Annotated in this window: 9 protein-coding genes; 2 read left to right on the top strand and 7 right to left on the bottom strand. The window is 31.1% G+C overall.

Annotation, left to right across the window (positions count from 1 at the left end):
* The first annotated feature begins 140 nt into the window (after positions 1-140).
* Positions 141-326, top strand: coding sequence for a hypothetical protein (locus HDT10_RS04830; protein WP_290880620.1), 186 nt, complete (start codon positions 141-143; stop codon positions 324-326).
* A gap of 29 nt (positions 327-355) precedes the next feature.
* Here the strand turns inward: HDT10_RS04830 and HDT10_RS04835 are convergent, their stop codons facing one another.
* The 5 genes from HDT10_RS04835 to HDT10_RS04855 all read right to left on the bottom strand — a co-directional run bounded on the left by HDT10_RS04835 (position 356) and on the right by HDT10_RS04855 (position 11,356).
* Positions 356-961 (bottom strand): NYN domain-containing protein, encoded by a 606-nt coding sequence (locus HDT10_RS04835; RefSeq protein ID WP_290880623.1) that lies wholly within the window; start codon positions 959-961, stop codon positions 356-358.
* A gap of 158 nt (positions 962-1,119) precedes the next feature.
* Positions 1,120-9,000 carry an SNF2-related protein gene (locus HDT10_RS04840; protein ID WP_290880626.1) on the bottom strand — a complete coding sequence of 2,627 codons (7,881 nt, stop codon included), beginning with the start codon at positions 8,998-9,000 and terminating at the stop codon, positions 1,120-1,122.
* A gap of 16 nt (positions 9,001-9,016) precedes the next feature.
* Entirely contained in the window at positions 9,017-9,706 is a 690-nt protein-coding gene (locus tag HDT10_RS04845) for a hypothetical protein (RefSeq protein WP_290880629.1), read from the bottom strand.
* On the bottom strand, positions 9,703-10,443 hold the full coding sequence (locus HDT10_RS04850) for a hypothetical protein (protein WP_290880631.1): 741 nt from the start codon (positions 10,441-10,443) through the stop codon (positions 9,703-9,705). Before HDT10_RS04850 ends, HDT10_RS04845 begins: the two co-directional genes overlap by 4 nt.
* Before the next feature lie 133 nt (positions 10,444-10,576).
* On the bottom strand, positions 10,577-11,356 hold the full coding sequence (locus HDT10_RS04855; RefSeq protein WP_290880634.1) for a hypothetical protein: 780 nt from the start codon (positions 11,354-11,356) through the stop codon (positions 10,577-10,579).
* Positions 11,357-11,548: 192 nt separating this feature from the next.
* On the opposite strand from HDT10_RS04855, the gene HDT10_RS04860 reads away from it, so the two are divergent.
* Positions 11,549-11,818 carry a hypothetical protein gene (locus HDT10_RS04860; RefSeq protein WP_290880635.1) on the top strand — a complete coding sequence of 90 codons (270 nt, stop codon included), beginning with the start codon at positions 11,549-11,551 and terminating at the stop codon, positions 11,816-11,818.
* Here the strand turns inward: HDT10_RS04860 and HDT10_RS04865 are convergent.
* Positions 11,815-14,025 carry a hypothetical protein gene (locus HDT10_RS04865; RefSeq protein ID WP_290880637.1) on the bottom strand — a complete coding sequence of 737 codons (2,211 nt, stop codon included), beginning with the start codon at positions 14,023-14,025 and terminating at the stop codon, positions 11,815-11,817. The genes HDT10_RS04860 and HDT10_RS04865 overlap by 4 nt on opposite strands.
* Complete coding sequence (locus HDT10_RS04870) at positions 14,009-14,161, bottom strand: hypothetical protein (RefSeq protein ID WP_290880638.1); 153 nt, start codon at positions 14,159-14,161, stop codon at positions 14,009-14,011. The genes HDT10_RS04865 and HDT10_RS04870 overlap by 17 nt, the downstream gene beginning before the upstream one ends.
* Between the last annotated feature and the right edge of the window lie 58 nt (positions 14,162-14,219).

The following is a 14,219-nucleotide window of genomic DNA, read 5'->3' on the forward strand; positions in this document are numbered from 1 at the left end:
CAATATTTTTTGTATATATTTGTTCTTTTTTAGTTTAAAATTTATTAAAAAAATATAAGATTTTATTTAATAAATTAAGCTTATTTTTTTAAGTTTATGTTAAAATATTTGCTGAAATTTAAGAAAAAATAGGATAAGAAATGTCAAGTATTGAATTTGAAAAATACAATGAAATGAGTTTAAAAAAATTAGTTAGTTTTCTTGAAAAAGAAAGTATTAAACTTAAAGAGTTGGAATCAAACTTTACAAAAAAGATTCAAGAGAAAAGCGAGTTAATTTCTCATTTGAAACAGATAATTAAGGAGAGAATTGATAGTGAAAATTAGGAGAAAATCAAACAAAGAAGAAATATATTTTAGTGATTTTTTAAATTATTTGCCTTAATAATATTTAGTTTATGATATAGGTCTTTCACAGACACACTTTTAACATTATCGCAATGTTTAGATAAGCTAGGTTCAATATTTGGAATTAGGTCTTCAAAAAGGATAATTTCTGTCTGCATTCCATTGCAACGTGCTAATTTCAAAGCAGGTGATATATCAGAATCATAGCCTATTAAGACAATCTTATCCGCAAATTTTTTGATAGAAATTTCAGCCATATCAATTCCTATAAGCATATCTACTTGCTTTTGAGATACAATTCCGTTTCGTTTAACAAGTTTTCCGAGTCTAAGTGCAACATGATTTGAATGTTCTAAGGAGCACAAAAAAAGATTAATTTTATCAAACGATGGATGTTCTGCTAATGGTTTTGCTGTATAAAAAAATATTCTATACAAATCGTGTAAATCTTTTTCTGCAAAAGCATCAAAAACACAAAGGTTGCAAAAATCAACCACTTTTTGGGGTTGTGTGTTGTAATCAAAATAATATTTATATTCTTTGTAAGCTTTTGTAAAGACGCCTTGCCTAAGATTTTCAAAATCCACGAACACTGCAGTAGAATTATGAGACATAACAAATTCCAAATTTGCGTGGCTTAGGCGGTATTATAAGAGTTGCCCTCACCACTGAATTACGATGATAATTGTAAATTTTTTTTACTTAAAATATTATAAATTTACTAGCTTAACGATATTTTACAGATTGATTAGTTTTTGACATATTTGGTTGGTTACCTCTCCCCAATCACTCTTTTTGAGTGTTGTTTTCTTTGGATATTTATCATATTTTGTTCTAAGATTTTCATTCTATTTGCTAGATTATCTTGTATTGTAAAATCTTTAATTTCTATTTGAGTTTTAGCAATTTCTTGTGTATTTGGGTTTTTGTCTTGTGAATTTTTTGCAAGATTCTCACTCTTGGATTCTAATTCTTTGCTTTTTTCTTGCAAATCTTCTTTTGTGAGTATATCTTGTGTTTCTTTTTGTAATGTCGGTTGTTCTAAGTGAGCATTTTCAGGCTCTCTTGTTTCTTTTATTAAATCTGTCTTGGATTCCTTTGGCGAGGATTCATCAGACAAAGAGGATTCATTCTCGTAATTTTTAGTGATACAATCAATTTGCAATTTTCCTTTCTCATCTAAATGCTTGGAATATTGCGGAATTAAATGGGCAATTTCTTTGCTATCCATATCTATCTTAATGCCCTCTTTTCTCTTTTCTTGTCTGATTCTAAAGATGTCATTTATATTTAACAAGTCTTGCTTTAACATAGCGATTAAAGGTTTCCTATCATAATTTTCTATTGTATTATTTGCTAGGAATCTGCTCTTAGCTCCTATAATATCCTCACATTTTCTTAATTCCTCTGTTTTCTTTTCCAATAAGCTTGAAACTCTCTCAAATGTGTTTTTGAGTTTGGTTAGTATAGAGCTTACCTTAAATGGGTCTGTTGTTAATAGGTTTCTATGCGATTCTAGGTGTAGATTTTTGGGATAAAATCTTTTATTGTCTTTTGTAATAATCACGCCTTTGAAATAAATGTCATCGCCACTAACACTTATGAGAAAGTTTAATTTTATATCGTTTGCGGATAGAAACTCTATTTCTCCAGCATTATTTTTTCTGCCATTGTCTTTAAGGATTCTTTCTTTTGATTCTAAAGTAAAAAATTCATCGAGTTGCCTTAGCATTTGTATAATTTTAGATTGTATTTTTTCGCTAATGGCATTAAATTCTTTTTCGCTTTGTATTTCTTTTTGCTTCCTTGTAGTCTTGATGCCCAAGACTTCCACCTCATAATTTTCTTTTAAAAAGTTCTTGTTATTAAACATTTCCCGCAGAGCTTCTACTTCTTCTGTTAGATCCTGCGCTTTGGATGTTTCTTGCTTGATTGTTTTTTCTGCATTAATGATGCTTATTTCATAATATCTTTTGTATTCCTCCTCATTTTTTAAAAGATTCTCTATTTTATATTTTTCTAAAATAAAGGGGTTTCCTGTGGCAATCGCTTTCATTTCTGCAATATTTGCCATTTCCTCATCTATTGCACTAAAAACCCTTGTTTGCTCTAACACTTCCGCTTTTTTCATTTGACTTAGAGGTTTAAGCTTTTGCTCGTTAATTTGAAACATTCTTGCGTCATAAGTCTGCTCTGTGGCGTATCTATAATGTGCTATTTCAAAATTTTCAGGGTCTAGCGTAAAAAATACATTGCCTTGTCTGATTCCTCTACCTGCCCTTTGCGTTAGTTCGCTTGGCTTCCACGGGCAATCTAATTCGTGCATTGCAACAATGCGTTCTTGCACATTCGTTCCTGTGCCCAGCTTTGCAGTTGAACCAATGAGTATGCGCACGATTCCAGCATTAACTTTTTGGAATAAATTATCTTTTTCTTTGTCGCTTTTAGCGTCTCCGATAAAGGCAATTTCATTTTGTGGGATTCCTTTTTTTACAAGTTTCTTTAAAATATCGCTATATACATCAAATTTACTCGTTTGATTAATCAATTCCTCAATTGTATAGACTTTCTCCACAATTTTTTCTCTATGTTTTTTGCCAAATTCATCAGTGTATTCGTTATAAAGGAATTTCCCCTCATCATCTTTTGCAAATTCTCTATAATAGCTTCTAATTTCAACTCCCTCATTATCATATTCAGTAAAGTATTCTAGCCCTTTTTCTTTTGCAATGTCTTCTAAATTTATTTCTGTGGATTCATTTTTTGATACATCTATTTTTTGAGATTTAAGCTTTGATACTCCCAAATCACAAAAGATTAATTGCGTGTTCCTTTCATATCTGTTATCATTGTAATGCTCCATTACTTTGTCTATACATTGATTTATTTTGGATTGTTGATAATCGTTTGTCAAAGGGTCAATGAGCCTAAAATCAAGTGCTGCTTTTCTAGCCTCACTTGTGCAAACTAATATATTGTTTCTTTGGGGGTCGTCTTGTATATGATTCATTCTATCTATAATACTGCCCTTATTATAGTTTCCAAACTCATCTTCAACGCCTATAAAGTTTGCTATTGCTTCACTTCTAGGTGCTATTACATTGATTGCACCTCCATTTTTTACCTTTGGAACGAGTTTTCCACTTATCTTTTCTATATCTTCTGTGCTTACTATGTCGGCATTTTGTTTGTAGATATTCATAAGTTCTGGAGCATTAATAAGGCTTGACAATCTTGTAACTAACGCATAATTAATACCACTACTATCTAGCTCTTCGCTCAACTGAATTTTGGTAAAAGCTCTTTGCCAATCATCAAATCTCTCTAGGTGCAGTTTTTCTAAAACTTTTGGCTGTAAGTATCTTTGCATTGTATAAAACTCTGCAATAGAATTTGAAATAGGCGTTCCTGTGAGAAAATATAGTTTAAAGCCTTTGTTGTTATGGATATATTGCGTAGCGCAATACATTTTCATAGCTTTTTTGCTTTCTTGTGTGGGGATTCCTCTAATATTCTCTTGTGTGGTGGTGATAAAGAGGTTCTTAAAATAATGTGCTTCATCAACAACTAGGCAATCGATTCCTAAATCCTCAAATGCTATTTCCTCATCGTATTTTTTACCAATTGCTTGTTTTTCTAACCTATTTTCTAATGTTCTAATGCGATTTTCAATGTATCTGTTTTTCCTTTTTTCTTCTTTTTTATTTCTTGCTACTTTCTCTATTTCTAATTGAGTTCTTAGATTCTCTATTTCGTTAGATAGGATTTCCCTTTGGAAAGATTCCATTACATTGAGATTTTCAAATGTAGAGTGTTTCATAATAATTGCGTCAAAGTCTCCATTTCTCGCGCGATACAAAAATTCTTTTCTGTCTTTTTTGCTGTTAATTTTGTCTCCCACTAGAATCTTTGCACTAGGATACGCCCTAATAAATTCTGCTCCCCACGCTGTGCTAAGATGATTTGGAACAAGCACTAATGCTTTTTTAATGCAATGCATTCTAATTTGTTCCATTACAAGCGCAATTCCTGCTAAGGTCTTACCCGCTCCTACCTCGTGGTCTAAAAGTAGAGAATTATTCATTATGCCTTTAAAAATTGCATTTTTCTGATGAGTTCTTAGATTAATATCTTTATTAAGCAAGGGGGTTTCTAACATATCCTCAAATTCTAAGCGATTGTTAGAAAAAATGTTGATTGTATCGTTGTATATTTTTTCTATTACTTCTCTATATGCTTGTTTTTTAAAGAGAAATTCTGCAAACAAATCTTTGATTCTACTCGCATTTCTTAAAGCCTTACTTGTCGGTGCTTGTTCTACCACTCTTATAGTTCTATCGTCTGCTGTTTTTTCAATGTGATAGACTTCAAGGCTTTTATTGTTGATGGTTGTCTCTAATATTTCACGCAAAGAAAAAAACATTTTATCATCTAATCTTTGCACTTGTAGGCTTTCCCCCAAATCATTCAAATCATTATTCCCTATTTCTAATCCATCGGTCTTTTTAAAGTTTTCAATCGTGTAATAGGAATAAACATTTGAAATTTCTACTATAATCTCATCGGGATTATTGAAAAAACTCTCACGAATAAAATCTTTGTAAATTGCCAAAGGAATAAAATTTGCCCCAAAATTGATTTCTATATCATTGTAACCAATGTCTTTTGGAAAATTTTCTCTTAAGAGGTTAAGCAATCTTTCTTTATCAAAAAGATTCCATACTTTTTTGGGTTCTGTATCAGTTTGTGATTCTATATTATTAGCAATTAAATATTCTATATACTTTGCTTTGCCTTTAATATCTCCCTCTAAGAATTTATCTTTAAGGCAAAACTCTGTTGGTTTATTAAAATTTGGAAATATCAATTCTTTTGCTATTAACTCTTTTAAAATCTCATCTATTGGAATGTTCGGCAAATAACTTTGTAATGTTTTTAAATCAATTTTTCCTGTATCATTAAATGTTTTCTGTAATGCCTCTTTGGAATCCTTAGCTTCTGTCTTTTCTAATGGAAAAAGCACTCTTTTTTGTAAAATATCTGCTTCTTGGTAGATTATTTCAAACTTGTTCTTTTTAGGAATCTTTACCACATTTTCAGTGGCAAATATCTTAAAGCTTTCTAGCTTTTCAAGCTCTATCATTCTTTTTAGAGTATGTTTTATAATGATGTTGTTTTCTTTGCGTGATTTTTGCAATCTTTGATTAAAGCCCTGTGCGTTGCTTAAGATTAAAATTTCTTTGCGTAATGCTCTTAATCTATCTTTTTGAGCCAAAATTATCGTATTAGATTCTTCGTTGTTTGGCAAGATTTTCTCTAGGTATAGGTTATAATTTAAAAGGTCTCTAAACTCAATGAGTTTTTTTAAAATTACTTCTTCCTCTTTTCTAATTGGATTTTTAAATAATAGCTTTCCCCTTTTTTCCTCCAAGATTCTATCTTTATCTATCAAATATTCATTTTCTTTATCTATTTCATCACAAAAATATGCCTCTCTACAAGAAGTGTCGCTTTCTTTGGTATAAAAAACACCATCAAAGAAAAATAAGCTACCATTTTTTAGTTTTGAAAAATAGCTAAAATCTTTTACATTAAAGGGAAAATCGCCAATAAATAAATTATCACCTTTAATTGCTGGTGTTAGATTGTAAATTCCTTTATCATTATTGCGTTGAAGTATTTTCCACTCTAGCGCATAACTTAAAAATTCTTGCAAACTATTTATATCTTCTGCTTTGTTTATTTTTATCGTAGCTTCCCCAAATTGATTTAATCCTATGCTAGTGTTTTTAGCGTTGCTAAATATATTAAGAAAAGGTTTATCATTTATATCTCCATTATACTCATCTGAATCAAAAAAGAGATTATTGATTTTTAAAGTCTTTTCCTCTCGATTAATGATGATAGGAATCTCTAAAGATTTTAAGAATTTTGATTCAGTCGATTGAATATGCTGTTTAAGGCTTTCTGAAATAGAATCGTTTTTCTTACTCAAAAAAGCCTCTTTATCCTTTGTTCTTCTAAGAAAGATTATATCGCTTAATACCTCTGTGTGCGTTTGTTTAAAACTTGAATTGGGTAGTCTTGTGGCGTGTAAAAAAATATTATCTTGAAGTAGTGCTAGTCTGTGTGTATTAGTCTTTGAATCAAGGAATCCAGAGGTAATAACAAAGCTAGAGATTCCACCATCTTTTAGGAGGTTTTGACTTTTTTGCACAAAATAATTATGTATGAGTTCTTTAGAGTTTTCTGCTTTTATATTTTCATAAGGGGGATTACCGATTACTACATCAAATTCTCTATCAAATAGCACTTCCTCAAAACTTTTATTATAGATTTTTGTCTGTGGGTGTAGAAGTTTGGCAATGGTTGCACTTATTGCATCTTTTTCTACCGCTTCAAATTCAAAATTAGCAGGAGCTCTTGTGATAAAATGTCCGATTCCACAACTTGGCTCTAATGCGATTACTTTTTCATTACTTAAAATACCTAATGTTTTAAGCCCTAAATACATAGATTCTATAATTACACTCGGTGTATAGTAAGCATTGTAGCTAGATTGCATTAATTCTTTATAGAGATTTTCTCCTATTAGTTCTCTTAATTCTTCTCTTTTATTACTAAGAGATTCATCAAAGAAAAAATCACCAAGTCCCCCAAATCCTGTATATTTTGCTAGAATTGTTTGCTCATCTTTTGTCATTGGAATATCGGCAGAAAAATAATTGTTTTCTATGATTTCCAATTGCATTGCATTCAATTTTTCTTCGGTAGAATCAGTAAATCTAATATTGTTTATTTTTTTCTTTCTTTCAAATATTTTCTTAACTAAAGTTAGTGCGTTCAAATTGGCTTCTATTCGCTCTTTCTTTGATAGGTTAAAATCAATTTCTCCTTTGTATTCCTCTCCTTTTAGTTTTTTCAAAAGATTAAAATCATTAAAAGTTTCAAAAATAGGCTCTGTTTTTTCAGGATTCTTATCATCTGTATAGATGAGTGATTCAACCAAATTGCTAGGTTGAGATTCTGTTATATTTACAAATTCGCTTTGTTCTTTTTCTTGGGGTTCTTGTATTTCTAGCTTATCACTTCCTGTTTCATCTGCTCTTGTAGAAATATCGGGATTTGTTTCAGATAAGATTCTGTGTTCATCTGTGGCAATTCCTTGTTGCTCTTGTGTTCCTTGAGTATTCTCATCAATAAGTCTATCTCCTCCTGATTCCTCGCTCCCATTTTGAGATTCCATATTATATTCTCTAACAACATCTCTGCTATGCTCTTCTTGAGAAACATATTCTTGATTGGGTGCGCTTTGTTCTCCCTGTGTCTCTGTATCGTTAGTCGCACTATCCAATCCATTATTTTCTGATTCTTTATCACTAATATCGGATAATTGCTCCGAAACGCTAGAATCTCCTTGTTTATCTCCTGTGCTTGAGGGGATAATATCACTAATTTTTGAAAATCCTGCGGGGCTAAGAGATTCTTGCTTGGGAGTAAATATTCCACTCTCAAATAATCCATTATTTGCTGCAATAGCCTCTCTGAATTCTCCATTGGGTTGTTCTTGCTTTGACTTGCTATCTCCGCTAGATTCAAGTTTTTCACTTCCTCTATCATCTCCTCCAAATTCTCCCTCTTGAGATTCTCTATTATTTCTATTCTCATCTTCTCTAATTCTGCTATCTTGCTCTTGGAATGTATTTGATTGGATTTTAAATTTAGATAATAGCTCTCTAGTGGATATTCTAACTTGTTTAGATTCCAATATAGTTCTAATTCTTTCTCTAAAGGCAATTCTTCTTTCATTAAGGTCGTTAGACTGACTTGTGGAAAGTGATAAATGTTGTTTAGATTCTTGATTGCTTTTTTTAGAAATGGAATCACTAGATTTTGTGTTAGCTGATATGCTTCCCTGTTCTCCTCCATTCCATAGTTCTCGTTCTCGTTGCTCATTTTTAACTTGTAATCTTTCAGATTCTCCTCGCTCAAATAGAGTGCGTTCAATTCTACTTGTAGATTGTGGTATTCCCATAGTTTCGCTAGAGATTCTTTGTCCATTGTTGTTTTGGATTGGATTATTTCCTTTGCTTCCTCCTCTTTCTCCAAAGAGTATAGATTCTCTAGGCTCTCTGCTAGGATTAGCGATTCCTTGTTCATTGTTGCTTTGAGCTGTTCTATCATTCTCTCTGTTTTCTGAATTTCCTTTTGATAAGAATCCTCCTCTTTCTCCATTTGCTCGTAAGCTTTCTTGATTTGTTGTATCAATGTTTGCATTGACTTTCTCCTCAAACAGACTTTGCAAAGATTCAAAAGATTTTGTTTTTAAAAAATCCTTTAAATCGTAATTCAAAAATACATTACTTTGCTTTATAGCAAACGAAATTCTTTGAATATCCTCAAAATAGGTAAAAACTGCTTTAATTTGATTTTCGTTAATTATATCATTAAAATCGGGTTTTTCTCCAAATTCAATAAAATATTCGTTGGTTGTCATTAAAGAAAACACATAAGACTTAAAGGCGATATTATTTTTGTCGTTGGTATATAAGTCAAGTGCGTGAAAAAATGTTGGATTGTCTTGAGTGATATTTTGAATGATACCGATATTGCTTGCGTTGGTAGGATTTGAAAGAATCAAAAGTGTTTTCATATTTTATCCTTTATTGTTATCTGCGATTCTTTCTTATTCCGATTTGGAATTCTTGATTCTTAGAATCTTGTAACTCTTTTTCTTGTTGTAAGTCCATAGAATCATTTCTTTGTTGTTGTAAATCTTTTGTGCTTTGCATATTTGAAAGTGCTTGTTGATTCTTTTCTAAAAGAGCTAGTTTCTCATTTGATGAGAGAGTATTAAAGTCTTTGCTTTCTGCTTTGATTTGTTCTACAATGCTTTGATTTTCATTGGTTTGTGGTATAATCTCATCAAAGTTTGCTGAATGTGCGTTTGCACCAGATGGGTTCTTTCCCATTAGCTCCCCTGCCAACTTAGAGTGGTGTGTAGAGGGTGTGGGGGTCTCTACCAGCAAGCTTTTTAATCTTTCAAACTCTTTTGCCCTTTTTTTATTCGTGTGAAATATTATATTTGTTCCCTCGTCATTTTCTATTGCCACTTCACCCATTTTATGATTATCTTCTAACATTGTAGCAACAAGAGTTGCATCTTTTCTTTTGGCTTCGGTAATAATTTCGGCTTTACTTACTACCTTTTTGATTGTTTGCGATACTTCTTGCATATCTTTAAACATTTCAGGGTGTCGTTTCCATAATGCTTTTAAATCCGCAATTGCTTCTTTGTCTCCTAAAAGTTCTGTTAATCTCTCACAAAGTTCAAAGATTTCTAATTCTTTATCACTCATCTACGATTCTTTCTTATTCCAATTTGGGATTCTCGCTCTAATTCCTCTTTCAATTCATTAAAGCATAAAAAATCATTAATAGAGCGATAATCGCTTTCCCAATCTTTGTTTTTCCTCAAAAATCCTTTCAAATCGTGTAAGCTTTCCTCTGTAAGCCTTAAAGATTTTAAATCAATAATTTCTTTTTGGCTAGGATATTCAGGATATTGGAGAGCATATTCTATTCTTAGTTCAAAAGGCAAATCATATTCTATTGTTGTTAGTTCTTCAACCAATTCTTCCATTTCTTCATAGTTTGAACTTTGCAATATAACTTCCATATCATTTTTGTAGTCTTTCAAAATGGTAGTTATCATATTTTCTGCTAAAGACGACTTTAAAGATTCCAAATTACTCAAATCAATTTCTGATTTGTCAATTAATCCCTCTGCATAAGTGGCACAAAGCTCACTATAATCAAGATAAATTCCATCTAGTGCATCACACAAGGGATAATCATTAAAAGGATTATATTCACTTTTTCCATTTGAAAATTCTTCTACTTGTTGGGCTAATTTGTAAAGTGTAGGCTCATCATATTCATTAAAAAGCTCATCTTTTAAGTGCATTAAATCATATTTTAAATATTTTAGAATTTCTAATTCTTTTCTACCGACATAATCTCTTCTAATTTCAAATTCTTTTTTAAAAGAATTGTTAAGTATCTTTTGAAATCCTCTTAATGTTGCAGTTTCCATATTATTGATTCCTTTAGATTATGCGTTTTTGTTTATAAGAGTGATGTTAATTGACTTTTGGGAGATTAATCAATAATAACATTACTCTTATAAACAAATAGGTATGCAAGGGACAAGAATCCCTGCATAAAGGCTACTGCTGTCTATGCTTTGGTCTTTGCTCTAGTGCATCACCTACATAATCCATTTGTGCTTGATTTTGTCCTTGTGTGCTATTTACTCTATGCTCTTGCTCCGCTTGTGCGTCATCAATTTTATTCATAAGATTTCCAATGTGTTCTTGGTGTCTTAGAGCATCTTCTTGTGTTCCCTCTTTAATGACATTACCCTCTTTGTCTTTCTTGTCATAATAAGAATAGTCGCCACTTTCCAAAATTTGACTTACTTTTTGAGCTTGAGAAGCATAGTAGTTTTGCCATTTTTCAAGCTGTTCTTTGGAAGCAAAAGCAATTTCTGGATTGTCTGTCATATGCTTTTTGAAAGATTTTTCTAAAATTGCTAATTTGTCTTTTAGATAATCCATTTTTGCTTGAGTAATTGCATTGCCTCTATTGGTGTCAATGATTCCTGTCTTAAAATCAATTTGCTCTTTGAAGTAATTGTCTTTGTTGATTTTGGTATCCACCATTAATGTATTTCTTTCTTTTGTAATCCAATTTTGGAATCTTGTAGAAAGAACTGCATCTTCGGGAATTACTTTTTCAAGCATTTTATTGAAAGCTTTTTCAATGGCTTCTGCATAAGGGCTTTTTCCATTTTTTAATTTATAAGAATTCCAAGCAATGACTTCTTGCTCACCAATCTCATTTGTTTTGTAATGTTGCTTTAGCGATTCTGCTTTTTGTCTAGCCTCAACGAAGTCTTTACCCATTTCTGTTTGCATAATTTCTGTTGTAGAAAGACCTAAACTCATTTTTTGCTCCTTTTGAAAAATTTATTTGCAATTTGCAAAGAGAAGTGTAGGAAAAAACAAAAATCCTTGTTTTAAAATAGGCTTAGAGTATTGCAAAATGCAATATTTTTTAAAATATTTTCAAATATGATATTGTTTAATATAATATTATATGATATAATATTATAAAATATACAAAGAAAGGTGGCAAAAATGTCAAACAATCCATTTAAAAAACTTGAAAAAACTAAAAATCAAGATAATTCTAAAATAGAAATAGATGAAAAGAGATTTATTGCCAACGCTGTGGGGGATACAGAGTCAAAAGTTAAAGAAATTAAAAAATCAAAGGTTATTTATATTCCGCAGTCTTTAGTTAATCGCTTGGATTCTTATAGCAACACAAAGGCTACTAGAAAAGAATCTCAAAATTACATTATCAACCAAGCACTTGAGGAATGGCTTGAAAAAAGAGGCTTTTAAACTTCATTTGGATTGGTGCTAAAGACTTTCATTTCTTCCTCACTAATCTCAAACTTCATATTAAAAACTCCACTACTATACCATACACACAACTCGTGTTTGTTTGTATTTAATAGCCCTATTTCTACATTTTTTGGAATCTTTAATGCTTCTTGTGCCTCTTGTATAACCTCTAGTTTTTTATCGGGTCTTAAAAGAAAGATTCTTGTATCTAAGTTTTTCAAAATCCCCAAAGGAATATGCTCTGCATTCTGCACCACAAAACATAAATGCACATTGTATTTTCTAGCTTCTAGCGCAACCTTTTCAAACATTGTAGTAAAATATGGAATCCTAAAGTGGTTCTTGGCTTCTTCTATGGCATAAAAAAGCTTTGGAGCGGGTCTGTTTTCTCTTTTGCATTTCAAGGCATATTCTCTATCTTTTAAATAAGTTTTTTGGAATATCGCTAAAAAAATGGGTGTAAAAAGAGAGCTTTCTTTGAAATTGTTTAAATCCATTGAAAGAACATCAACATCGGCAATATCAATTTTATCAAAACTAGAGAATAAGTCTAATTTTTCTATGGAGTCCAATTTCCTTGCCAAAGATTCATAATCTTTCCTTTCCTCTTCTTTCAACTGCATATTTGCGGATTCTTTCCTTGCGAATTTGACAATATCAATCAACAAGGGCTTTTTAAGATAATCAAATTCCTCCTCTTTTATCGTATCCAAAAAGGCAACCTCCTCATATCCCAAAGAAAGCAATTTGTCATAAGCTTCTTGCGTCTTTTGCTTTAAATCCCTTACTCTGTATCTTTGGTGTTCTTTAGTTTTATAAACCTTTTTTACAATTTCCTTAAAGTGCGCAACTTCTGCAATGCCTAGAGGCTCTGCATTTTGAGCTTCTAAAATAACAGAGGCTAAATCAATATTGAATTGTAAATCTGTTTCAAATAATTCCACATTTTCTAAACTCGGGAGATTCACTAAATTATAAGAGAATCCATAAAAATTGGATTCAATATGTGCTACACTATTGTTTGGATTAGATTTAATCAAATTGATAAATTTTTCATCTGAAAAACCTATATCATAGCTCCTAATTCTTACTTGTCCGATTTCTTTGCCTAAATTAAGACAAATACCATTAGAAAAATTTAATCCTATCATTTGAGCCATAATTTTTTGTTTGCTTACACTCTTACCAGAACCGGGCTTGGCTATAATTGCAATATGTGGATTGTCATTTTCAGCACTAAAAGAATAATTTATAAATGCGCCATTTTTATCTATACCAAAAATATCAGGCTTAGAGGTGTCTTTTTTGTGAATGGAAGCGATAAAATTAAACAAAAAATCCTCTTTCACTAAAAAATCAAACTCTGAATCTCTAAACTTAATAGGATTTTTTTGTAAATGATTGCTTCTTGAAAGCTCTTTTTCTATGAAACTCACCTTTAAAGCACTTCCTAGTTGCCCAATAATTTCTTCATCATATTCTTTTAAATAAGCAACAGCATTCATAAGAGCCAAATCACATTCTTTATTATGGTAACTTTGTTCTAACTCTATAAATGGCTTTTTGTCGCCAACTAATTTAGCATAATTTAACAATCTTGAAATATGATTTTTAATGTGAAAACTTGATAAATCAATATAAAACCAAATAGCACCTTTAAAATTCAAAGAAAAAAGACTTTGAATCTCACTTTGTTTGATTTCTAAATGTTTGTATGCTTGAAATAGCTTTATATTTTTATGATTATTCGCAATTGCTTGTTTAGCTAAACGCTTAAAACTTAAAAATTCAGGTTCAGCCTCTAGGGTATCTTTTTTGATTGTGAGTGCTCGTTTTAATTGTTTGTCCTCTTGGTAGAAACTATTTTGTAAGAGTAAATTATAAAGCACATTGGTCAATTCTAATCCACTTAAAAGTTTTAAATCAAAGTAATTTGCTAGAGATTGAATAATAATCTTGGAATGGGAGAATATGTATTGCTTTTGACATTTATCTTGCTTAAAAAGAACATAATAAAAAAATCCATCATCGCTCTCTTTAGAATCCCTAATTAGTTCCCTAATCTTTTCTACTTGGATATATTTTTGTATATTCTCATTTGAGGTAATTTCTATGCCGTAAAGCCTATCATAAGGAGTATTGCAAAGAATATAATCCTCTTTAATGGAATCTACCAAAAAGAGAGAATTAGAATGATATTCCACAAAAAGATTGTATAGAGGTGAGGCAAGCTTGTCCAAAAAAGCAGTTACTGATACTTACGCTTGGGTCTTTTTTCTTATATCCAAAATACGCCCCTGTGATTCCAACTCCTGCCAATGTTAAAAGTGCTAAATTCATTTTTGCTTCCTTAAATGTGATTTATGGGATTCTATATCTGTTTTAGAATCTTGTAATA

Source organism: Helicobacter sp. (assembly GCF_014799995.1).
Taxonomy (GTDB): Bacteria; Campylobacterota; Campylobacteria; order Campylobacterales; family Helicobacteraceae; genus Helicobacter_D.

Bases quoted from the DNA above. Each gene is read 5' to 3' on its own strand.
- HDT10_RS04830 (WP_290880620.1), top strand. From the start codon at position 141: ATGTCAAGTATTGAATTTGAAAAATACAATGAAATGAGTTTAAAAAAA.
- HDT10_RS04835 (WP_290880623.1), bottom strand. From the start codon at position 961: ATGTCTCATAATTCTACTGCAGTGTTCGTGGATTTTGAAAATCTTAGG.
- HDT10_RS04840 (WP_290880626.1), bottom strand. From the start codon at position 9,000: ATGAAAACACTTTTGATTCTTTCAAATCCTACCAACGCAAGCAATATC.
- HDT10_RS04845 (WP_290880629.1), bottom strand. From the start codon at position 9,706: ATGAGTGATAAAGAATTAGAAATCTTTGAACTTTGTGAGAGATTAACA.
- HDT10_RS04850 (WP_290880631.1), bottom strand. From the start codon at position 10,443: ATGGAAACTGCAACATTAAGAGGATTTCAAAAGATACTTAACAATTCT.
- HDT10_RS04855 (WP_290880634.1), bottom strand. From the start codon at position 11,356: ATGAGTTTAGGTCTTTCTACAACAGAAATTATGCAAACAGAAATGGGT.
- HDT10_RS04860 (WP_290880635.1), top strand. From the start codon at position 11,549: ATGTCAAACAATCCATTTAAAAAACTTGAAAAAACTAAAAATCAAGAT.
- HDT10_RS04870 (WP_290880638.1), bottom strand. From the start codon at position 14,161: ATGAATTTAGCACTTTTAACATTGGCAGGAGTTGGAATCACAGGGGCG.